Source organism: Sphingomonas sp. TX0543 (assembly GCF_048565505.1).
In the GTDB taxonomy this organism is placed as follows: domain Bacteria; phylum Pseudomonadota; class Alphaproteobacteria; order Sphingomonadales; family Sphingomonadaceae; genus Sphingomonas.
Genome location: NZ_JBLZUS010000002.1, coordinates 2,276,695 through 2,298,722, shown reverse-complemented (window position 1 = coordinate 2,298,722; position 22,028 = coordinate 2,276,695). Strand labels below are relative to the sequence as shown.

Annotated in this window: 14 protein-coding genes, 1 tRNA gene and 3 pseudogenes; 11 read left to right on the top strand and 7 right to left on the bottom strand. The window is 63.0% G+C overall.

Translation table 11 applies throughout. The annotated features are described in order from the left end of the window. Nucleotides 1-111: 111 nt before the first annotated feature. From ACM61V_RS11635 to istB, 5 genes and pseudogenes are all read left to right on the top strand, one after another. A pseudogene (locus ACM61V_RS11635) lies at nucleotides 112-2,661 on the top strand (strawberry notch-like NTP hydrolase domain-containing protein); the annotation flags it as partial. 148 nt (nucleotides 2,662-2,809) lie between these two features. Further along, nucleotides 2,810-4,357 carry a tyrosine-type recombinase/integrase gene (locus tag ACM61V_RS11630; protein ID WP_020819179.1) on the top strand — a complete coding sequence of 516 codons (1,548 nt, stop codon included), beginning with the start codon at nucleotides 2,810-2,812 and terminating at the stop codon, nucleotides 4,355-4,357. Beyond that, nucleotides 4,351-4,722 (top strand): annotated as a pseudogene (locus ACM61V_RS11625) (integrase); the annotation flags it as partial. The gene ACM61V_RS11630 and the pseudogene ACM61V_RS11625, both read left to right, overlap by 7 nt. Nucleotides 4,723-4,836: 114 nt before the next feature. After that, nucleotides 4,837-6,363, top strand: a complete 1,527-nt coding sequence (gene istA / locus ACM61V_RS11620) for an IS21 family transposase (protein ID WP_419713735.1) — start codon at nucleotides 4,837-4,839, stop codon at nucleotides 6,361-6,363. Further along, nucleotides 6,353-7,138, top strand: a complete 786-nt coding sequence (istB, locus tag ACM61V_RS11615) for an IS21-like element helper ATPase IstB (protein WP_419713736.1) — start codon at nucleotides 6,353-6,355, stop codon at nucleotides 7,136-7,138. Before istA ends, istB begins: the two co-directional genes overlap by 11 nt. Nucleotides 7,139-7,222: 84 nt before the next feature. Here the strand turns inward: istB and ACM61V_RS11610 are convergent. The 3 genes and pseudogenes from ACM61V_RS11610 to ACM61V_RS11600 form a co-directional block, all read right to left on the bottom strand. Next, a pseudogene (locus ACM61V_RS11610) lies at nucleotides 7,223-7,816 on the bottom strand (DEAD/DEAH box helicase); the annotation flags it as partial. Next, nucleotides 7,813-10,593: a class I SAM-dependent DNA methyltransferase gene (locus tag ACM61V_RS11605; protein WP_203310732.1), complete on the bottom strand. Its 2,781-nt coding sequence runs from the start codon at nucleotides 10,591-10,593 to the stop codon at nucleotides 7,813-7,815. The gene ACM61V_RS11605 and the pseudogene ACM61V_RS11610, both read right to left, overlap by 4 nt. Beyond that, nucleotides 10,590-10,766, bottom strand: coding sequence for a hypothetical protein (locus ACM61V_RS11600; protein ID WP_203310733.1), 177 nt, complete (start codon nucleotides 10,764-10,766; stop codon nucleotides 10,590-10,592). The genes ACM61V_RS11605 and ACM61V_RS11600 overlap by 4 nt, the downstream gene beginning before the upstream one ends. Nucleotides 10,767-10,793: 27 nt before the next feature. Here ACM61V_RS11600 and ACM61V_RS11595 point away from each other — a divergent pair, with 27 nt between their 5' ends. Genes ACM61V_RS11595 through ACM61V_RS11570 form a run of 6 tightly spaced genes read left to right on the top strand, consistent with a single transcriptional unit; the run spans nucleotide 10,794 to nucleotide 17,929 of the window. Next, complete coding sequence (locus ACM61V_RS11595; protein ID WP_419714008.1) at nucleotides 10,794-11,561, top strand: hypothetical protein; 768 nt, start codon at nucleotides 10,794-10,796, stop codon at nucleotides 11,559-11,561. After that, nucleotides 11,558-12,949, top strand: coding sequence for a 7-cyano-7-deazaguanine synthase (locus ACM61V_RS11590; protein WP_203310735.1), 1,392 nt, complete (start codon nucleotides 11,558-11,560; stop codon nucleotides 12,947-12,949). The genes ACM61V_RS11595 and ACM61V_RS11590 overlap by 4 nt, the downstream gene beginning before the upstream one ends. Then, on the top strand, nucleotides 12,937-14,118 hold the full coding sequence (locus ACM61V_RS11585) for an ImmA/IrrE family metallo-endopeptidase (RefSeq protein WP_203310736.1): 1,182 nt from the start codon (nucleotides 12,937-12,939) through the stop codon (nucleotides 14,116-14,118). The genes ACM61V_RS11590 and ACM61V_RS11585 overlap by 13 nt, the downstream gene beginning before the upstream one ends. After that, nucleotides 14,093-14,725: a hypothetical protein gene (locus ACM61V_RS11580; RefSeq protein WP_203310737.1), complete on the top strand. Its 633-nt coding sequence runs from the start codon at nucleotides 14,093-14,095 to the stop codon at nucleotides 14,723-14,725. The genes ACM61V_RS11585 and ACM61V_RS11580 overlap by 26 nt, the downstream gene beginning before the upstream one ends. Before the next feature lie 58 nt (nucleotides 14,726-14,783). Next, the gene (locus tag ACM61V_RS11575) at nucleotides 14,784-16,517 is read left to right on the top strand and encodes an SIR2 family protein (RefSeq protein ID WP_203310738.1); all 1,734 of its coding nucleotides are present in this window, start codon (nucleotides 14,784-14,786) and stop codon (nucleotides 16,515-16,517) included. After that, nucleotides 16,514-17,929, top strand: a complete 1,416-nt coding sequence (locus ACM61V_RS11570) for an argonaute/piwi family protein (protein ID WP_066514271.1) — start codon at nucleotides 16,514-16,516, stop codon at nucleotides 17,927-17,929. Before ACM61V_RS11575 ends, ACM61V_RS11570 begins: the two co-directional genes overlap by 4 nt. Before the next feature lie 139 nt (nucleotides 17,930-18,068). On the opposite strand, the gene ACM61V_RS11565 is transcribed toward ACM61V_RS11570, so the two are convergent. From ACM61V_RS11565 to dnaK, 4 genes are all read right to left on the bottom strand, one after another. Further along, nucleotides 18,069-18,145, bottom strand: a tRNA-Arg gene (locus ACM61V_RS11565). Between the two features lie 211 nt (nucleotides 18,146-18,356). Beyond that, complete coding sequence (locus ACM61V_RS11560; protein WP_137786178.1) at nucleotides 18,357-18,734, bottom strand: hypothetical protein; 378 nt, start codon at nucleotides 18,732-18,734, stop codon at nucleotides 18,357-18,359. A 17-nt stretch (nucleotides 18,735-18,751) separates the two neighbouring features. Further along, a complete protein-coding gene (gene dnaJ, locus ACM61V_RS11555; protein WP_137786177.1) occupies nucleotides 18,752-19,864 on the bottom strand; it encodes a molecular chaperone DnaJ in 1,113 nt (370 codons plus the stop codon). Nucleotides 19,865-19,983: 119 nt separating this feature from the next. After that, nucleotides 19,984-21,900 (bottom strand): molecular chaperone DnaK, encoded by a 1,917-nt coding sequence (dnaK, locus tag ACM61V_RS11550; protein WP_137786176.1) that lies wholly within the window; start codon nucleotides 21,898-21,900, stop codon nucleotides 19,984-19,986. Between the last annotated feature and the right edge of the window lie 128 nt (nucleotides 21,901-22,028).

The window sequence follows — 22,028 nt, the reverse complement described above, 5'->3', positions numbered from 1 at the left end:
GGCGCCGACCGCGCCAGAGTGAAAGGTCGGCCGGGACGGGTTCGAGCCCGTCCGGTCGAGAGAGAGCGCCGGGCCGGCTCGCCCGTCTTTCGCTCTTTCGAGGTATCTTCCATGCTTCACGCTCCGATCCAGGAACCCGCTTCGGCGGCCTCGCTCCCGCTCGCGTCCCACGCGCCGCCGGCCGCCGCCATTCTCGCCGCCGCCGAATATCTCCTTCCGCATCTCGAACAGGGCCGGCCGATCGACGCCGCCACCCTGCGCTCCGTCATGGAACAGGCCTTTGGTGCGTCCGACACCAGCGGCGCCTGGGATTGGAAGACGGCCTACGAGGCTTGCGAGGCGGCGACCGTTCTGTTCCTGCGCAAATACGGGAAGCCGCTTTTCCGCAAAGCTGCGTCTCCGACTGCACGGCTCGCCGCGCTGGCCAAGATCGCCGGCCTGTTGCCGACCCACACGCGCCGGTCCGAGGAAACCCAGGCCTTTCAGCAATTCTCGACGCCGACGCCCCTCGGTTTGGCGGCGTTGACCGCCGCATCGCTCACACCCGCCGACCGGGTGCTGGAGCCCTCGGCCGGCACGGGCCTGCTCGCGGTCCTCGCTGAGATTGCCGGTGCTAATCTCATCCTCAACGAGCTGGCCGAGACCCGCGCCGATTTGCTCGCATCTCTCTTTCCGGCAACGACCGTCACGCGTTTCGACGCAGCCCAGATCGACGATCATCTCGATCGCAGCGGCATCCCCAGTGTTGTCATCATGAACCCGCCGTTTTCGGTCATGGCGAACGTCTCGGGGCGCGTAGCCGACGCCGCCTACCGCCATATGACGTCGGCGCTGGCGCGGCTCGCGCCGGGCGGCCGGCTGGTCGCGATCACCGGCGCCAATTTCTCGCCCGAGCTTCCAGTCTGGCGGGACAGCTTCGTCCGCCTTCAGGAACGCGGTCGCGTTGTGTTCACCGCAGCGATAGCGGGCTCGGTCTATGCCAAGCACGGCACGACCATCGAGACGCGCCTGACCGTCATCGATAAGGCACCCGCCGAAATTGCGGCCCGCTTTCCCGAAACCGCCGGTATCGCGCCTGATGTGGCGACCCTGCTCGCCTGGATCGAGCGGCATGTCCCGCCACGGCTCGCAGTCACACTGCCGAAAGAAGCGCCCGAGTCCGCGCCGCGCACCGTGCGCGGCTATCTCGCCCGGGCCGCGTCGGGCGCGCCCGCCCGACGCACTCCGCAGATCGAGGGTGCGCCGCTCGACTATGAGACCGTGGAGTGGACGCCACCCGAGGGTGGCCGCCTGTCGGACTCGATCTACGAATCCTATGCGCTGCAGTCGATCCGCATCCCGGACGCTCAGCCCCATCCAACCAATTTGGTGCAATCGGCCGCAATGGCGTCTGTCGCGCCACCGAAGCCAAGCTATCGCCCGACGCTTCCGACCGCGATCGTCACCGACGGCGTGTTGTCCGACGCCCAGCTCGAGACGGTCATCTATGCCGGCGAAGCCCATGGCGAATTCCTCGCCGGTGCCTGGACCGTGGATGAGACCGGCGATCTTGTTAGCGCCGCGCCGGATGACGCGCCGAATGCCATCCGCTTCCGCCGGGGCTTCATGCTCGGCGACGGGACCGGCGCCGGCAAGGGCCGCCAGTCGGCCGGCATCATCCTCGACAACTGGCTTCAGGGACGCCGCAAGGCGGTCTGGATTTCGAAGTCCGACAAGTTGCTCGAAGACGCTCAGCGCGACTGGTCAGCCCTCGGCATGGAGCGCCTGCTGGTCACGCCGCTCTCGCGTTTCCCGCAGGGGACCTCCATCCGGCTTGGCGAAGGCGTCCTATTTGCCACCTATGCCACGCTACGGTCCGACGACCGCGGCGAAAGGCTTTCGCGCGTCAAGCAGATCGTCGAATGGTTGGGCTCCGACTTCGACGGAGTGATCATTTTCGACGAGAGCCACGCGATGCAGAACGCCGGCGGCGGCAAGGGTGAACGGGGCGACGTCGCCCCATCGCAGCAAGGACGTGCGGGGCTGCGGCTCCAGCACGCGCTTCCGAACGCCCGGATCGTCTACGTCTCGGCGACGGGTGCGACCACCGTCCACAATCTCGCCTATGCCCAGCGGCTCGGCCTGTGGGGCGGCGAGGATTTCCCCTTCGCCAATCGCGCCGAATTCATCGAGGCAGTGGACAATGGCGGCGTCGCGGCGATGGAAGTGCTCGCGCGCGATCTGCGGGCGCTTGGCCTCTACACGGCCCGCTCGCTCTCCTATGACGGCGTCGAATACGAGCTGGTCGAACATCAGCTCACGCCCGAGCAGACGCGCATCTACGACGCCTATGCCGGGGCGTTCGCCATCATCCACAACCATCTGGACGCGGCGATGCAAGCCGCCAATATCACCGGCGACGGCGGCACGCTGAATCGGCAGGCGAAGTCGGCCGCGCGCTCGGCCTTCGAGAGCGCCAAGCAGCGCTTCTTCGGCCATCTTCTGACCAGCATGAAGACGCCGACGCTGGTGCGCTCGATCGAGCAGGATTTGGCCGACGGCCACTCCGCCGTCATCCAGATCGTCTCGACCGGCGAAGCGCTGATGGAGCGGCGCCTCGCCGAGATCCCGACCGACGAATGGAACGACGTGCGGGTCGACATCACGCCGCGCGAATATGTCTAATGTTGAGCTCAACATTACACATATTCTTTGCAGTCGCAGTTTATGTCGAGCGTGGCAGCAGGAGGCGCAGGTTTCCTTCGGTTTTCCATGATTTCACTCCAGATAATTACGGTTCCCTCGACCTGAACAAGTCGAAGGAACCACCATGAGAACAAGATCATCAGAGCTGTTTTGTCCGGCACAGCTCCGGATCGAAGATCCGCCCAGCTCGGATGCCCTATTCAACGCCTTCCTCTCCTCTCTGTGGGTCAAGGAGGAAGCGGCCTGTTCGATCCTGTACAGTGCAGCGATCCGTCATTTCCTGCATTGGCTGGATATGCATGCCATCCCGGTCAGTACGCTCGACGATCAAGTCGTCCGACGGTTCGAGAAGCACCGTTGTCGGTGCCACGGATACTCGGCTCAGCAAGCCGCCTATAAGACTGATCAGGCTGCGCGGGTCCGGCGCTTTGTCCGGTTCCTCGAAGATCAAGGGTACATCGAAGTCGACGATGGGATCGACGATCTCCCCCGTCACCTCACCGACTACTCCGATGCAATCGACAGCCTGCAACTCGCCCCTGGAGTGGCACAGGGCTACCGGTCGGAAGCCGAGCATATTGTGGCTTGGCTTCGCATCAAGCGGCAGTCGTGGGCCGATATCGACGACACGATCATCGACCAGTACGGCGCGCATGATTGTCGATGTCCGGTCTGGCGCAAGCGGGGCAAACTCGTCGCCTCGGGCGCGAAGCGGCGGCGGCGTGGTGCTCGGCACTTCGTCGAGTTCTTGCGCGGCCGGGGTGTCATCCCTTCAGTCGAACCGGTGTCGGATGACGACCCGCACATGGCGGCATATCTGGCATGGCTCAAGCAACACCGCGGCGCGACCGACGAGACGATCCGGCGCTACCGGACCGATATCAGGCGACTCATGCCTATCCTCGGCGAGCCTTCACAATGGGATGCAGCCGTCCTCAGGCGGGCGTTTCAACAACGAAGCAAGGAGACGCCAGGTTCGGCATCACTGCTCGTCACGATAATGAGGAGCTATATTCGGTTCCTGGTCGTGCAGGGTGTTTGCCGTCCAGCTTTGTTGCACGCGATCCCATCAGTGCAACGCTACCGTCTTTCGACGCTGCCCCGGCACGTCAACCCGGCAACGATCGAGCAGATCATCGGCGCATGTCCGACTGATCGCCCGGTGGAAGTTCGGGACAAGGCCATCATTCTCCTGCTCGCCCGGCTTGGCCTGCGTGCCGGTGATATTCGGGATATGCACCTCGACGATATCGACTGGCGCTCGGGCCACCTGACGGTCAAGGGCAAGACGCGTCGGCCCGATCGCCTGCCATTGCCTCAAGACGTCGGTGACGCGATCCTGGACTACATTGCCAAGGCACGCCCCAAGACCGCCGATCCGCATCTGTTCGTGCGCGCGCAAGCCCCATTCCGTTCTTTCCGCTCATCGGCGGAGATCGCTGGCATCGTTGCACGCACGCATGAGCGCGGCGGGATCGAAGGCGTGCCGACCGGATCGCACATTTTCCGGCATTCGCTTGCCACCAACTTGCTGCGCGCGGGCGCAGGACTGGAGTCCGTTGGAACGATCCTGCGCCACAGCTCGCCCGAGACCACCGCCATCTACGCCAAGGTCGACCTGCCGATGCTCATGAAGATCGCGCAGCCATGGCCGGGAGAACCGTCATGCTGAACATGCACATTGCCAGATACGTCTCGCTGTATCGCAGTTTGGGGCGGAAGTTCTCGGAGCAGGAACGACTGCTGCGCCAATACGCGGCTTTCGCCGGACGCTTCGGTGACCGGCACACCCGAGTGCAGCGCATCTACGACTGGTGCCACACGGCAAGCTCGCAGAACGTGGCTCGCCATAGGTACGACGCTGCTCGTAACTTCAGCCTTTTCGCTAACGCCGAGGATCCAGACCACGAAGTCCCGCCTGTCGGCGTTTTCGGACGCGGCAAGCGGCCACGCCCGACTCCGATCATCATCGAACCGGACCAGGTGCGGGCGATCATGACGGCGGCGTTGGACGTTTCGCCCCAAGGCACGATCAGCCTGTTGATTTCCGCTGAGAGCTGACCCGGGAAGGTCCAAAGTTTCCACTGAGAAGTGACCCATGTTCTGAGCTTCCCCCTGGCATTTGCGTCGGGGGATCAAGGAGTGATCGACATGGCGTTATTGAGCGTAATCCGGCGCTGGCATTTCCGCGAAGGGATGCCGATCCGGGAGATTGAGCGACGCACCGGATTGTCGCGCAACACGATCCGCAAGTACCTGCGCGCCGGCACGGTAGAGCCGAAGTTCAAGGTTCCCGAGCGGCCAAGCAAGCTGGACCCGTTCGCCGAGAAGCTGTCGGCATGGCTACGGATCGAGGCGGGCCGGTCGCGTAAGCAGCGGCGCACCGCCAGGCAGATGCACGCCGATCTGGTCGTGCTGGGCTATGACGGATCCTACAACCGCGTCGCGGCCTTCGTTCGCACCTGGAAGGCCGAGCGGCAGCGTGATGCCCAGACCAGCGGCCGCGGTACTTTCGTCCCGCTGGCGTTCGCGCCGGGCGAGGCGTTCCAGTTCGACTGGAGCGAGGACTGGGCGATCATTGCCGGCGAGCGGACCAAGCTGCAGGTGGCGCACAGCAAGCTGTCGCACAGCCGGGCGTTCATCGTCAGAGCCTATCTGCTCCAGACCCACGAGATGCTGTTCGATGCGCTGACCCAGGCGTTCCGGGTTCTCGGCGGCGTCCCCCGGCGCGGGATCTTCGACAACATGAAGACCGCGGTCGACCGGATCGGTGCCGGCAAGGTCCGGCAGGTTAATGCCCGGTTCGCGGCGATGGCCAGCCACTACCTGTTCGAGCCGGATTTCTGCAACCCGGCCGCCGGTTGGGAGAAGGGACAGGTTGAGAAGAATGTCCAGGATGCCCGGCGCCGACTGTGGCAGCCGCTGCCCAGCTTCCCCGATCTGGCGGCACTCAACGCCTGGCTCGAACAGCGCTGCATCGAGCAATGGGGCCAGATCCAGCATGGCGTCCTGCCCGGCACGATCGGCGATGCCTGGGCCGACGAGGTAGTCAGCCTGATGCCGTTGGGGCGGACCTTCGACGGCTTCGTCGAGCACGCCAAGCGGGTCTCGCCGACCTGCCTCGTGCACTTCGAGCGCAACCGCTACAGCGTGCCGGCATCCTTCGCCAACCGGCCGGTCAGCCTACGCGTCTACCCTGACCGAATCGTCATCGCCGCCGAAGGCCAGATCCTGTGCGAGCATGACCGGATCATTGAACGCTCGCACCACCTGCCGGGGCGGACGGTCTATGACTGGCGGCACTATCTGGCGGTGATCCAGCGCAAGCCTGGCGCCCTGCGCAATGGCGCGCCCTTCGCCGAGCTGCCTGATGCGTTCCGGCGGCTGCAGGGCCATCTTCTCAAGCGCCCCGGCGGCGACCGGGAGATGGTCGAGATCCTCGCCCTCGTCCTGCAGCACGACGAGCAGGCGGTGCTTTGCGCCGTCGAGCTGGCGCTCGAAGCCGGCGTTCCGGCCAAGACCCACATCCTCAACATCCTGCACCGGCTGACCGACGGCAAAGCTGGCACCCCGCCGAGAATCGACGCCCCACAGGCGCTGAGCCTGGTCCGCGAGCCCAGGGCTAACGTCGAGCGCTACGACGCGCTCCGCAACAAGGAGACCGCCCGTGCGTCATGATCCTGCCAGCGCCGCCGTCGTGGTCATGCTTCGCGGTCTGAAGATGTACGGCATGGCCCAAGCCGTCAGCGAACTCGTCGAACAGGGGGCGCCGGCCTTCGATACCGCGGTGCCGATCCTGTCACAGCTGCTCAAGGCCGAGGTCGCCGAGCGCGAGGTCCGCTCGATCGCCTACCAGATCAAGGCCGCCCGCTTCCCGGCCTACAAGGACCTCGCCGGCTTCGACTTCGCTTCCAGCGAGATCAATGAAGCCATGGTTCGCCAGCTGCACCGCGGCGAGTTCATCGACGGCGCCCACAACGTCGTGCTGATCGGCGGGCCGGGCACCGGCAAGACCCACATCGCCACCGCGCTCGGCATCCAGGCGGTCGAGCATCATCGCAAGAAGGTCCGCTTCTTCGCCACCGTTGACCTGGTCAACGCGCTCGAGCAGGAAAAGGCCATGAACAGGGCCGGCCAGCTGGCCGATCGGCTGCTGCGTCTCGACCTCGTGATCCTCGATGAGCTCGGCTACCTGCCGTTCAGCTCGTCAGGCGGGGCATTGCTGTTCCACCTGCTCAGCAAACTCTACGAGCGCACCAGCGTCGTCATCACCACCAACCTCAGCTTCAGCGAGTGGGCCGGCGTGTTCGGCGATGCCAAGATGACGACCGCGCTGCTCGATCGGCTCACGCACCACTGCCACATCCTGGAGACCGGAAACGACAGCTTCCGCTTCAGAGCCAGCACCGCCGCCGCGGCGCCCAAACCACGAAAGGAAAAATCGCCAGCTTGACCCATCACCCGCATCGCGGGACATATCTTCAACCCGGGTCACTTCTCGATGAAAATCCCGGGTCAACTCTCAGCGGAAATCAACATATGAGCCCGTCATGGCGACGATATGCACGCGGTCACGGGCCATGAACTGACCAAGGTGTTGACCGAGTTTGTTGTCGGGATTGGCGGACACGTGGTGGAACTCGTCCACTGCGATCAGCCGGTCGTCGAATTTCTCGACGCCGTACTCGTCCACAGCGAAGCGGAACGTGGCGTGGGTACAAACCAGCACCTTGTCGTCGCTTTCGAGGAAGGCGGCGACGGATTTGACCTTCCCGCCGTTGTCCCCGCCTGGCGCGTTGCAGAGGTTCCACCTCGGCTCGACGTGCCAGTCGGCCTCGAAGCCGTATCTGGTGAGGGGCTCGTCGTTGAAGCTTGAGCCGATCGATTTTTCCGGCACGACGATGATGGCTTGCCTCACGTCCTGATGCGCCAGCTTGTCGAGCGCGATGAACATGAGCGCGCGGCTTTTTCCCGATGCGGGCGGCGATTTGATAAGAAGGTATTGCTCGCCGCGCTTTTCGTAGGCGCGCTCCTGCATGGGCCGCATGCCGAGTGCATTGGCTTTTGTCGAAGCACCGTTGCGGGCATAGGAAACCGAAACGGAGGGTACGGATTTCTTCTCGTCGGTCATGCGCTTGCCCCCGCCCTGCGTTTTCTGGTTTCGCCCTGCGCGGTGGTCATCTTGGTGTAAAGATCGAACAGCTTCTCCAGCCGCTCCGTATCGTTGCGAAATCTCCGCCCGATATAAATGCGCTCCAGAACCTCGTCGTTGTGCTCATGCGCCTCCCGCAGGTCAGTCGGCATGTGCTCAGGGTCGTAGAGATCGGCGATCGTTGCAGGAAAATGAGCCTCACGGGCGAGGAGAATATTTTCCGCGCATCGTGTCAGGTCGGCCTTGTTTTTGTTGGTGAGGATCGGAACCGGAAAGGTATTCCAGCCGATCGTATTGGAGTATCGGAAGTCTGTTTTCAGCTTTCCGCAGACGGTAGCGACCCAGACCAGGTGAAGCCGCGACGCCACGATAGACATATTCCACAATGGTGCATCGTAGAGGGCGAACAACAGATCGCTTACGATCGTCTCCCGATCGAATAGGTGGACCGGTAGGTAGGACCGTCGTTCGGACGACACTTTCGCCACGGCCAGTGTGTAGCGCTCGGCTGTGCCCGCGATCTGGACAAAACGATAGGGCTTGGAAGCGAAATCCCGCGTCGATGCGGCTGCACTGCTGGTACGGAAATCGCGCACTCGGCCTAATAACGCTTGCAAAAAAGGGTGCTCGGCCGCGAACTCTGAATCTTTAGCCTCGATCCACACGCACCAGCGGGGCTTCCCCTGGATCATCTGCTCGGAGCCCAGATACGGCCGAACGAACCGAGCCAGCTCGGGATATTGGTCGAGGACCTGCCTCCGCTCATCTGCGGACAAAATGAAGTGGCCGCCGTCTCGTGGCATGTTCCCAAAGAGCATCGGAGATAGCCCTCCGATCGGGCTCCGTGCCGCCTCGACCGAAGTGTTGGAGCCTGCCGCAAGGTAGGCGTTGATGTTGCTTACCTGCCGTTCGATCACCGCACCATCATCGGCAATGGAGAACAGCCGCTTGGAGGCTGGCGCATCCCGTGAGATGGCGACGATGGCCACAATCACACCGGCGTTGTGGCTTGCCAGATTGGCCCATTTGAACGAGGTATGGGCGAAGGAAATCTGGTGGCCCGTCTCAAAAATCAAGGGCCACAGGATCGGAACCTGTTGTCCTTGGCACACGGAATTGGTGGAGACGAATGCAGCAGAGGCATTCGATCTCAGACCGTAATCTGCCGCCTTCATGAACCAGCCGGCGACATAGTCGAGGGACTTCCATGCCGGCGTGCGGCTATCAAAAATCGCTTTCAGATCGTCCTTTTGATCGTCGTTCTGCCACTTGCTTCCGAGGTAAGGCGGGTTTCCGCAGATGTAGGTTTCGCCGCCCTCATTCTCGAAGTCTATCTGGGCTTGATCCAGCGGCGTGCTGAAGAGGTCATCGCCTACCAGGTTCACGCCCGTGCCGGTCGGCGGGCAGATGCTCAGCCAATCCAGTCGCAGGGCATTGCCTCGGAAAATCCAGTTCTGGGCGTCAAGCGGCAGTAGGTCCGCAAGTGCCAGTTTCTGGCCGCGATAGAGCACGTCACATTGGTATTCCGCGATTATGAGCGCAAGCCTCGCGATTTCCGCTGGGAAGTCGCGCAGCTCGATCCCCCGAAAGTTCGTCACGGGAATTTCGGACGGTCGATCGGCTTCGTCCCGCAGCTTGTTGATCTTCGCTTCAATGGCGCGCATTTCCTTGTAGGCGATCACGAGGAAATTTCCGCTGCCACAGGCAGGATCGAATACCCTGATCTTCGACATGCGCTTGCGCAGGTTGAGAAGCGTCCGCGGGTTTTCACCCGCTTCTTCAAGGCGCTCGCGCAGGTCGTCGAGGAACAGCGGGTTAAGCACCTTCAGGATATTAGGAACGCTGGTGTAGTGCATCCCGAGCGCGCCGCGCTCCTCGTCGTCGGCGACGGCCTGGATCATCGAGCCGAAAATGTCGGGATTGATCTGTTTCCAGTCGAGCTTGCCGATATGGATCAAATAGGATCGTGCGATACGGCTGAAACGCGGCACGTCCATGTTCCCCGAGAACAGTCCGCCGTTCACATAGGGAAAGGGCTCGGCCCAACGGGGCAGCGACGCCGAACTCCTGTCTTCGCTCTTGATGTTCATAGCGCGGAAGAGCGTGCCGATCACCTCATGGGTGTTCGAGGAGTCCTTCGCGCTCATCTGATCGATGGTGTCGGTGAATAGCCCTGTCTTGCTGAAGATGTCCGTGTCTTCGGCAAAGAAGCAGAAGATCAGGCGCGCCATGAAATGATTCATGTCGGGGCGGCGCTCGGCCGTACCCCAATCGGGATTGTCCCTCAGAAGCTCTACATAGAGGCGATTGAGGCGGCTAGTCGCCCTGATGTCGAACGAGTTGTCGCGGATTTGCTTGACGGTCGAAATTCCCGCCAACGGCAGGAAGAAGCCGAAATGGTCAGGAAACTCGCCATAGGCGGATGCAACAGTCTCGCCACTCTCGAGGTCTTCCGCCTCGAACGTGTCTCCATCGGTCGCGAGCACAAACCGCGCCTTGGCCCGCAAGGTGGTGGAACTCGCCTTGAGCGTGGAAAGGGTATGTGTGACCTCACCCGCAGCGCAGGTGACGATATGGATGTTGTTGGTTTGAAGGACGCCGCCGAGGTCGGATTTATTCGAAACGCCGCTTCGCAGGCGCTTGATGGTAGTTTCCTTGTTGCCGAAGGCTTGCAGGAACGCGAACGGAAACTCGGCTGGGTCGAACGGACGTTCGGCCAGTGCGCTGACAGCTTCCTCGATCTCGACCGCGTTCATTTCCTTTCAAGCCCGCCACTTGCCGCACCCGCATCACTACCGTGGGCGCTGATATAGCCCTTCATGAATTCGCGAATGACTTGCGCGGCGGGTCGGTCCTGATCGCGGCAGACTGCAAGGAATTTCTCCCTTAGATCGCGTTCGATGCGGATGCGAAGCCCCGTGTCCTTCATGGCGCCACGTGTACCCGATGGATACACATGGCGCCATCGCTTTCCAGCGTGGGGGTGGCAACTTGTTGCTCGCTCACGCGCAACATACTGAAGTTTAAGGCGTCCACGCCTCATCCGCCGCGGTCACGCGTCACCTACCAGAACAGCGAGATGTCAGGTTATCGATCAATCTATATTGACAATGTCAGAAGGTCGTTTCATTTAAGGTGCGGGGAGCACGATTCGATGAGCGATGGCCCGTACAAATCTCTTCCGATGAAGCCTCGTTGGCGGCATGCAGCAAAGTGCGCTTACAAGGAGGCGTTCTCTCAAGACGAGATCGTCGAAAGCGTGACGCGCGCGTCACACGCCGACTGGCGCGCCGAAGTCCGGCAGGCACTTGTTGGGTCAGTCACCTCCGTTGTTGCTCCTTTGGGGCAGCAGGCCCTCTTCGCGGACCAGGTTCTGGCAGATCTCGGTGCGCTCCGGCGCGGCTGCGCCTCGCCGCTGGAGGCGTCGTTCGTTCGCAACGCGATCGATGCCGTAGTAACCGGACGCACTGGCGCCGATGCCGTCCAGTTCGCCGCCGAGGAAGCACTCTCCGACCGCCTGCTCTGCAATTACCGTCAGGTCGAAGAGCATGTCCGCCGTGACGACAGCATCCGCAACGCGGAGTTTGTGCGGAACCGCTTCGAGGCGGCGCACGGCCAAATCGATCTGTCTGGTCTTGCGCGTGCCGCACTGCGGACGGGCGAGCCGCTGACGCGCCGCACCCGCGCCCAATTCACCGATCTCGACGCTGGAGTTCCGCTATGACCGCCCGCACCTATCATGCCTCACGCGAGACCGCGTTCGTGGTCGATGCGGTTGAGCTTGACGCGGCCGTTCGCGACGGCGCGATCGCCGCCAACCTCGGGTCCGCGATCAATCTCTCAATCGCTGGGCTGGAGAGCTATTTCTATACCGGCTGGCGTCCAGAACTTGTCGACCTCCTCGTCATCGCGGCCGCTGTCGAATATTGCGATCTTAGCGTCAAACGCCCGGCGTGGGGCTGGGCGCGGTCCTTCGACCTACGTGTTGGCGTCCATTCGCTCGATCGTTGGGAGGATTCCGCAGTCCACAATGCACTCGAGGATGCTCTTTCGTTCCTAACGGGCGATCAGTGGATCGTCAGCTTCGTGCAACGCATGCGCGACATTGAGCGCGTGGGACAGGGCTCCCTCGGCTTCGACGTTCGCGACCGCGTGATCATGCCGTATAGCGACGGTGTGGACTCCCGCGCTGTTTCGGCGCTCGTCGATGAGGCCGAAAAGGGCGGGCTCGTGCGCGTCCGCCTTGGCACCAAGGGCGGCGACACTCACTCAAAGGATCCCCGCGAACGCCGCTTCATGTCGGTGCCCTATCAGGTGCGGTTCGATGTCGGCCAAAGGGTCGAATCGTCGGCGCGGTCGCGGGGTTTCAAGTTCGCAGTGATTACAGGCATCGCTGCGGCGCTCGCCAATGTAGAGCGGATCGTAGTGACCGAGAGCGGTCAGGGCGCCCTTGGTCCGATCCTCGTCACCTTGGGGCAAAGCCACCCTGACTATCGGGTCCATCCCGCCTTTACCCGTCGGATCGAAGCGCTGTTCGCAGCCTTGACCGGCAAGGCGCCGCACTACGAGTATCCCCGCATCTGGTCGACCAAGGGCGAGACCGTCACAGCGGCGCAGAACCTCGCGCAGCCGCCCAACTGGGCGAACACCCGCTCGTGCTGGCAGGGTGCTCGGCAGGTAAGCTTTGAGCACAAGCGCCGGCAATGCGGTATCTGCGCTGCCTGCATGTTGCGCCGCCTCAGCATGCATGCGGCCGGCGTTGAGGAGCCTGCCGCCAACTACATCTGGGAGGACCTGTCCGCCCCCGAGATCGAGAAAGGCGCGGTCGCGGGCTTCACGCTGATGACCCCGTCGCTCCGCGAACATGCCATCGCCGGCGTACTCCACCTCGACCATCTGGCCTCGCTCTCCGGTTCTGCTATCCATAGTCGCGCGGTTGCCCGCGTCGCCCGTGAAACCGCCGATGCTCTCAGGATGTCGTCGTCCGAGGCGGAGGCGAACCTCTTGGCGTTGCTTGCGCGTCATCGCGCCGAATGGCTCGCGTTCCAAGAGAGTCTCGGGCCGAATTCCTTCGTCGCCAAGCTCGCGCAGGTCTCGCCGTGGCAGCGGTGACAGGCAGCCTGACCTCGGAAGCGCTTGGAGAGCTGCTACGCGACGCCAGGGAGAATGCGAAGCTGACCCAGGCCGCGGCGGCCCAGGCGCTGAATGTCGCGCGCACCACGCTAGTCGCCATCGAGCAAGGGCAGCGCCGCGCGCGCCTCGAAGAACTTCAGAAGCTCGCTGCCCTGTATCGCGTGTCACTCAACGTGCTGCTGCGCCAGGGCAGTGCGAAGGTCGATTTGCGCCCCCGCTTCCGGCGGGCCGGTGAAGGCGATGCAGAAGTCGAAGAGGCCGTCGCTTTGCTTAACAGCCTCGTCCAGGCGGAGCTGGAACTGGAAAACCTGCTCGGTATCAAGCGCGCGCGCAACGACCCGCCGGAGCGCCCCCTGCTGCCCGGCAACGTCTTGCTCCAAGCCGAGCAGGACGCGAGCGAACTGCGCCAGTGGCTAGGGCTTGGCATGGCACCGGTCCACGATATGGTCAGCCTGCTGGAAGTCCAACTGGGCGCGCGCGTCTTCGTCCGGCAGTTGCCGGCCCGGATTTCGGGACTCTATGCGTTCGACGAAGTTGCCGGTGCCTGCATTCTGTTGAACGCGTTGCATCCTCGCGACCGGCGCACGCAGACCGGGGCCCATGAGACCGGCCACTTCATTTCCACCCGCCGCGCACCGGATGCGCTTTATGCGGATTCGCCTGAAGCTTCGCGGGAAGAGCGCTACGCTAACGCCTTCGCGCGCTGCTTTCTGACGCCCGCCCGAGCGGTTGCCGCCCGCTTTCAGGATGTCACCGCCGGTGCCGCGCGGCTCACTCGCCGCCATATCATTATTCTTGCACACGCCTTCGGTGTGTCGCGCGAAGCAATGGTGCGGAGACTCGAGGAACTCGGCCTTACTAAATCCGGCACTTGGGACTGGTTTAAGGAGCACGGCGGCATCACGGACGAGCAAGCACACGAAGTGCTCGGCGACGCGATACCGCCCGATCCAGCTAAGACCGATGCCGCTCGGCAAGTGTCGATGCGCATGAGCCTCCTTGCGAGTGAGGCGTGGCGGCGTGGTCTTCTGAGCGAGGGGCAGTTGGCGCGCCTTCTTCATATCGACCGCGTCGAAGCACGCGAGATGATCGATGAATTTGAAGCTGAAGGAGCGGTCGACGATGAGTCGCCAATCCTCCTGGCTTGAGCGGGCGGCATCGCTCGTCGGCGATGCCAGCGTCTGGATCAACCTCGTCGCGACAGGCTGCGCCGAGGACATTCTCCGATCGTCGCCGGCGGAACTCGTCATCACGACGACTGCGCTCGGCGAGCTTGAGAATGGGCGCGCGAAAGGTCGGCAAACTGCCGCCGAGGTTGCAAGGCTGATCGAGGTAGGTTTGATCCGCGAGGTTTCGCTCAGTTCTACCGACGAAGCTGTGTTTCTGGACCTCGTCGCTGGTCCGACGAGCCTCACACTTGATGATGGCGAGGCGGCAACAATCGCATATGCGCTCGGTTCGGGAGCGGGCGCGCTGATCGATGAGCGTAAAGCCACCGACTTGTGCGCCGACCGCTATCCCGCGCTTATCGTCATGAGCACGACGGATCTGCTTCTTGCCGATCCGATCGTGTCGTCCTTTCAGGCCGATGGTCTCAGCAAATGTTTGTTCCTGGCGCTGACGGTCGCACGTATGCGTGTCCCCGAGCGCCATCTTGCTGGCGTCTGTGAACTCCTAGGACCGGATCGTTGCCGAGAGTGCCGCAGCCTGCCCGGGGCATGGCGGCAATCGGCAGCTTCGCGCTTGACCGGCTAAGAACCATTAGAGAACAAAATCTGCTAGCGAAGGCTTGTGGATCGGTTAGGCAGGTCGAATGGAGAGCATAACGAGCCCGAGCGAGCTATCGAGCGATGATTTTGCGCGGCGCTTCGCGCTGCGCCCCGGCCAATTAATGTGGCTCCTTGGCGCGGGTGCGTCGGTTTCAGCCGGCATCCCCAGCGCTTGGGATATGATCTGGCAATTCAAGCAAACGTTGTTCGTTGCCCAACGCAAGGCGTCGCCGCAGAGTGTCGCCGATCTCGGAAATCCTGCGATCCGCGCGCTGCTAGACTCGCACATTGCGAGTTCCGAGCGACTACCGTCGCCGGGCTCGCCGGATGAATACGCGGCGCTCTTCGAAGCAACCTACCCGGTAGAGCGCGATCGCACGACTTTTATTCAAGGCATGATTAGCGGCGCGAAGCTGGCCTATGGCCATCTTGCCCTCGCCTCGCTTCTAAAAGCGGGCCACACTCAGCTCGTCTGGACGACCAATTTCGACCACTTGATCGAAGATGCCTGCGCGAGAACGTATGGCACAACTGGCACGTTGAGCGTCGTTGCACTCGACGCTCCGGAACTGGCGGGGCAATTGATCGGCGCGCAAAAATGGCCGATCGCAGTGAAGCTGCACGGCGATTTCCGCTCGCGTCGGCTTAAGAACACGACCGATGAGCTGCGTCAGCAGGACGCCGCGCTTCGTCAGCAGCTCGTGGATACCTGCCGACGATCCGGCCTCGTAGCCGCCGGCTACAGCGGACGCGACGATTCAGTGATGGACGCGCTTGAAACGGCGCTCGATCAGCCGGGCGGTTATCCTGGCGGACTGTTCTGGCTGCATCGCGGCAGCGATCCACCGCTCGGACGGGTCATCCGACTTCTCCAGCGCGCCAGCGACGCGGGCGTTGAGTGCGGGCTGGTGCGGATTGAGAGCTTCGATGAGATATTGCGTGATCTCGTGCGGCTGCTGCCCGCGCTCGACACATCCGCTCTCAACGCACTGGCAACAGGACGGTCGCGCGTGTCGGGCGCTCCCGAGCCCTCCGGCCAGCGGGGCTGGCCCCTCATTCGGCTCAACGGGCTTGCCGTCACCATCCCGGCCAATTGCCGCAAGCTGGTATGCACGATCGAGGGTGTCGCAGCGGCGCGCTCCGCTGTCGCCGAGGCGAACGCACGCCTGATCGTGACGCGCACGCAAGCGGGCGTGCTCGGTTTCGGCAGCGATGCCGAGTTCCGTCGAGTGTTCGACCCGTTCGGAATCACTGCGTTCGATCTGGCCACCTTCGAGAAGCGGCGCCTGCGCTATGAGTCCGGCGAACGTGGCCTGCTACGCGACGCCTTGGTAGAGGCGCTGTGTGCCGCCAAGAATGTTCGTGCGATCCGCCGCCGCAGCGCTGATTTGCTCGTGCCAGTAGATGCCGCCGACAGCGCATGGGATGGGCTTCGCGCGATAACTCGTCAGACGACTGGCACCATGCCCAAACACCCGGACCTGAAATGGCACGAGGGGGTCGGGGTCCGGCTTGACTGGGCGGACGACGGTCTTTGGCTGCTGCTTGATCCAAAGATCGTGTTTGAGGGTGTCACGGACGCGACCAAAGCGATCACCGCCGATTTCGCGCGCGAACGGACGGTGAAACGCTATAATCGTGACCTCGATCGGCTTATCGATTTTTGGGCAAAGCACCTTGCCGGCGAAGCGCTTCCGGCGCTGTCGATTGGCGACGGGATCGATGCTCGCTTCGCAGTCGGGAAAAACACGGCCTTCTCTAAGCTGGTACAGCCATGACGAGCGAGATCGCCCCGACCATATGGTATCCGGAACCCGAGCTGGTGTTTCATCCCGAGCGAACGAGCGAGCGGGACATTCATCCGCTGCGCGGGCTCAAGCGGTTCGGCCCCCATTCGCGCGGTTTGGTGCAATCGCCGATCCGCGTAGCGACGCTGGCCCCGAAGGGCGAGTCCGAGCGACTGTTCGCATTCATGCGTGAGCTGAGCCAGAGCGTGCGCCCGGTCGAGCGAACCGACTATCTGCCGGATTGGCCGGGCTTCAATACCGTGTTCGACATGCGCGTGACGGCGGCAACCAAGAAATGCCGTGTCGAGCTGGACGGATCGTTTGAGAGCGAGATGGCGCAATCGGCGATGCCGCACGTGTTGCTCGCCGAACAGCTCGTTCGTGCGATCCAGCCGCTTGAGGCGTTCCGCAGCGAGTTCGACGTCTTGTTCATCTACCTACCGCAGCGATGGGAGCGTGGCTTCTATGGCACGGGGGACGATTTCGATCTCCACGATCATCTCAAAGCCTATACGGCCGCGCGCGGGATGCCGATCCAGATCGTTCGCGAAGACAAGGCGCTCGCTTATCGCTGCCGTGCGAGCGTGATGTGGCGAGTCGGGCTGGCGCTGTATGCCAAGGCCGGCGGCGTTCCCTGGAAGCTAGCCGACGTGGATCCAGAAACAGCCTATATCGGCATTTCCTATGCGGTGCGGTCGAACGGTGCCGACAAACCGCGATTTGTGACTTGTTGTAGCCAGGTGTTCGACGCGGAGGGCGCTGGCCTGGAATTTATCGCCTACGACACGGCAGATGTGCAGGTGCAACGCGATAATCCCTTTTTGTCACAGGCCGAGATGTTCCGTGTCATCACGCGGTCGATGACGCTGTATCGCCACCGACATGGCGGACGCTCGCCGCGCCGGGTGATGGTCCACAAATCAACCGAGTTCAAAGATGCCGAAGTGCTCGGCTGTTTCGAGGCGCTACCGCTGTGCGAAGCGGTCGATTTGATCCAAGTGGTCGAGGATGTGGGCTGGCGCGGCGCGCGTTGGGAACGCGACCAGGCCAGTCCCGGAGGTAAGGCGGCGGCGTTTCCAGTCAAGCGTGGCTCACTGATCGGGCTTGGCGAGCGCGAGGCACTACTGTGGATGCACGGCGCCGTGGAGACTTTGGGATCGAAAACCTATTTTCAGGGTCAGCGCGGCACGCCGCGTCCGATCCGACTTGTCCGCCATGCCGGGCACGGCACGTGGGACGACAGCGCCCGCGCGGCGCTCGCCTTGTCGAAGATGAACTGGAACAATGATGGGCTGTATGATCCGCTACCCGTAACGATGAGTTATGCGAAGGTGCTTGCGCGTGTCCTCAAGCGCATGACGAATCTTGGCAGCACACCCTACCAATTCCGATTCTTCATGTAATGAAAGTTCGTTGCACCCCACAGGACTCGAACTTTTTTCCCGTCGATGACCGCCGTGCCTACGATCATGCAAACACTGAGTTTGCGCCGATCGTAGCCTGTGCGGCTTACGCGCATAAACGGCGCCCGGCGGCGGAATTTGGTGCACCCGACACGATTCGAACGTGTGGCCTCCACCTTCGGAGGGTGGCGCTCTATCCAGCTGAGCTACGGGTGCATTATGCTTACGCGGTGCTTACGCGAAAAATCTGAGAGTTGAAAGCGCCAACCTCGGTGCTCTCAAAGCGCTGTATTTCAAGTGTTTTTCGACCTCCTTCTCACATTCGTTCCGCTTGACATCAGCCTTCGGAGGGCAGCGCTCTATCCAGCTGAGCTATGGGTGCGTGGTGTGGCGCGCCTAGCAGCGCCCGCGAAGGAATGCCAGAGGGTTATCGTTTCTTCGGTATCCTCACCGGCTGAAATTCACCCAGGCCGCAACTTGCGCCACGCATTACCGGCGAGGTGTACAGCACGGTGATGATGTCGGTGGAGCACAGCTGGCTCAGCGACGTCTGATAGGCGAAGCGCCGTTCCGAGCCGAGCCCGGGGCAGGATTGCGGCAGGGTGACGCGGTAATAGCGATCGCCGGAAAGGCGGAAATCGATCACGCGATCGTTGCGGACCAGGCTCTCCCGAAGCTGGGTGATCGGCACGCAGCTCTGCGGCTTGCCGTCCGCCACCGCGTCGGGCACCGCATTGCGATCGCGCGCCGCCCCGGGCGAGGCGAGCGCGGCGAAGGCGATGGCGGCCGGCAACAGAATACGCATGATCGTTCTCCTTCGGATCAATCCCCCGCAAAGGCATTCTTGAGCCGCGCGAAAAAGCCCTGCGTTTCCGGGCATTCGTCGCCGGTTTCGGTTTCGCGGAACATTTCCAGCAGCTCGCGCTGGCGGGTGGAAAGGCGGGTCGGGGTTTCCACGTCGATCTGGATCACGAGATCACCATGCCCGCGCCCCTGCAACACCGGCATGCCGGCACCGCGCTGCCGAAGCTGCTTGCCGGACTGGATGCCAACCGGAATCTTCAACTCGTGAGTCTGCCCGTCGAGGCCGGGGATGGAAAGCGTGCCGCCCAGCGCCGCGGTGGTAAAGCTGATCGGCGCGCGCGCGAACAGCGTCGTGCCCTCGCGCTCGAAGATCGCGTGACGCTTGAGATGAAGGAAGATGTAGAGATCGCCGGCCGCCGCGCCGCGCGGACCGGCTTCGCCCTCGCCGGTCATGCGCACGCGGGTGCCTTCGTCCACGCCGGCCGGGATGGTGACGCTCAGCGTCTTGGTACGCTCGACCCGCCCGTCACCACGGCAATCGCGGCACGGATCGTCGATCACCTGCCCCGATCCGCTGCAAACCGGACAGGCGCGCTCGACCACGAAGAAGCCCTGCTGCGCCCGCACCTTGCCGTGTCCGGCGCAGGTGGAGCAGGTATGCGCGTGGGTGCCGGGTTTCGCGCCCGTGCCATGACAGCTTTCGCATGAGGCGGTGACGTCGATCGTGATCTCGGCCGTCTTGCCGTGATAGGCTTCCTCGAGCGTGATCTCCATGTCGTAGCGCAGATCCGCGCCACGGCGCGGCTGGTTGCGGCCGCCGCGCGCGCCGCCCATGAACTCGCCGAACACGCTCTCGAAGATATCGGAGAAGCCGCCGAAATCCTGCGCCCCGCCGCCGCCGCCGTTCTGGAAAGCGGCATGGCCGAACCGATCATAAGCCGCGCGCTTCTGCGGATCCTTCAGACAATCATAGGCTTCGCTGACCGCCTTGAACTTCGCCTCGTGATCCTTGCACCCGTCATTCTTGTCAGGGTGATATTTCATCGCCAGCTTCCGATAGGCCGACTTGATCGTCGCAGCATCGGCGCTGCGATCGATCTCAAGCAATTCGTAGAAATCAACTTCGGTCATTTACGGCCCCCGCCGCGTAATCCGCCGATCGTCGCCCCGGGCGGTACCGGGGCCTCGGGCTGGTAAAGCTGCCCGGGATACCGGCGCGAGCCGGCATGACGATCGCGGATCACGTCTACTTACGCCTTGTTGTCGTCCACTTCCGAGAATTCGGCGTCGACCACTTCCTCGCCACCGGCATGCGCGCCGGCAGTCTCGGCACCCGCGCCAGCCGGTGAGGCTTCCGCCTGCTGCTGCTTTTCGTAGATCGCCTGGCCGAGCTTCATCGCCACCTGCGCAAGCGCCTGGCTCTTCTCGTTCATCGCGTCCACGTCACCACTTTCGACCGCAGACTTGGCCGCATCGATACCGGCCTGGATCTCGGACTTCAGCGCCTCGTCGACCTTGTCGCCATTGTCGGCAAGCTGACGTTCGGTGGTGTGGATCAGGCTTTCGGCGTTGTTCTTCGCCTCGGCCGCCGCCTTGCGCTTCTTGTCCTCCTCGGCGAACTGCTCGGCGTCGCGCACCATCTGATCGATGTCGGCGTCGCTGAGGCCGCCCGAAGCCTGGATGCGGATCTGCTGCTCCTTGCCGGTGCCCTTGTCCTTCGCGGAGACGTTGACGATGCCGTTCGCGTCGATATCGAACGTCACCTCGATCTGCGGCACGCCGCGCGGGGCGGGGGGGATGCCCACCAGATCGAACTGGCCGAGCAGCTTGTTGTCCGCCGCCATCTCGCGCTCACCCTGGAACACGCGGATCGTGACGGCGCCCTGATTGTCGTCGGCCGTGGAATAGGTCTGCGACTTCTTCGTCGGGATCGTCGTGTTGCGATCGATCATCCGGGTGAACACGCCGCCCAGCGTTTCGATACCCAGCGACAGCGGGGTGACATCGAGCAGCAGCACGTCCTTCACGTCGCCCTGCAGCACGCCGGCCTGAATGGCGGCGCCCATCGCGACGACCTCATCCGGGTTCACGCCGGTGTGGGGCTCCTTGCCGAAGAACTGCTTCACGACCTCGCGGACGCGGGGCATGCGGGTCATCCCGCCGACGAGCACGACGTCCGCGATCTCGTCCGCCTTCATGCCGGCATCGGCCAGCGCTTTGCGGCACGGCTCAAGCGTGCGCTTGATGAGATCCTCGACCAGCCGCTCCAGATCGGCGCGGGTGATCGTGCGGACGAGATGCTTCGGGCCGTTCTGGTCGGCGGTGATGAACGGCAGGTTCACCTCGGTCGACTGCGCCGACGACAGCTCGATCTTCGCCTTTTCGGCCGCTTCCTTCAGACGCTGGAGCGCGAGCTTGTCCTTCGTGAGGTCGATGCCCTCGTCCTTCTTGAAGCCCTCGGCCAGGTATTCGACGATCTTGCTGTCGAAATCCTCACCACCCAGGAAGGTATCGCCATTGGTCGCCTTCACCTCGAACACGCCATCGCCGATCTCGAGGATCGAGACGTCAAACGTGCCGCCGCCAAGATCGTAGACCGCGATCGTCTTGCCGTCCTGCTTCTCCAGCCCGTAGGCGAGCGCCGCCGCGGTCGGCTCGTTGATGATGCGGAGCACCTCGAGGCCGGCGATCTGGCCGGCGTCCTTGGTCGCCTGGCGCTGCGCGTCGTTGAAATAAGCCGGCACGGTAATGACCGCCTGCGTCACCGTCTCGCCCAGATAGCTCTCGGCGGTCTCCTTCATCTTCTGCAGCGTGAAGGCGCTGATCTGCGAAGGGCTGTAATCCTTGCCGCCGGCCTGCACCCACGCGTCGCCGTTAGAACCCTTCACGATGTGATAGGGAACCAGCTCGGTATCCTTCTTGGTGACCGGATCGTCAAAGCGGCGGCCGATCAGGCGCTTCACCGCGAAGATGGTGTTGTCGCCGTTGGTGACTGCCTGGCGCTTCGCCGGCTGCCCGACCAGACGCTCGCCATCCTTGGCGAAGGCGACGATCGATGGCGTGGTGCGCGCACCTTCCGCATTCTCGATCACCTTGGGCTTGCCGCCCTCCATGACCGAAACGCACGAATTGGTGGTGCCGAGGTCGATACCGATAACTTTTGCCATGAGTGCTCTTCTAGCCCCTACATTTACCTACGTCCGCGTCCCGTGAAGCGGCGACGCGCAAACGGTGTTGACCGCCGCGATATAGGTGGCGTGCGCCTTGCCGCAAGAAAGGGAGATCGCTAGCTCTG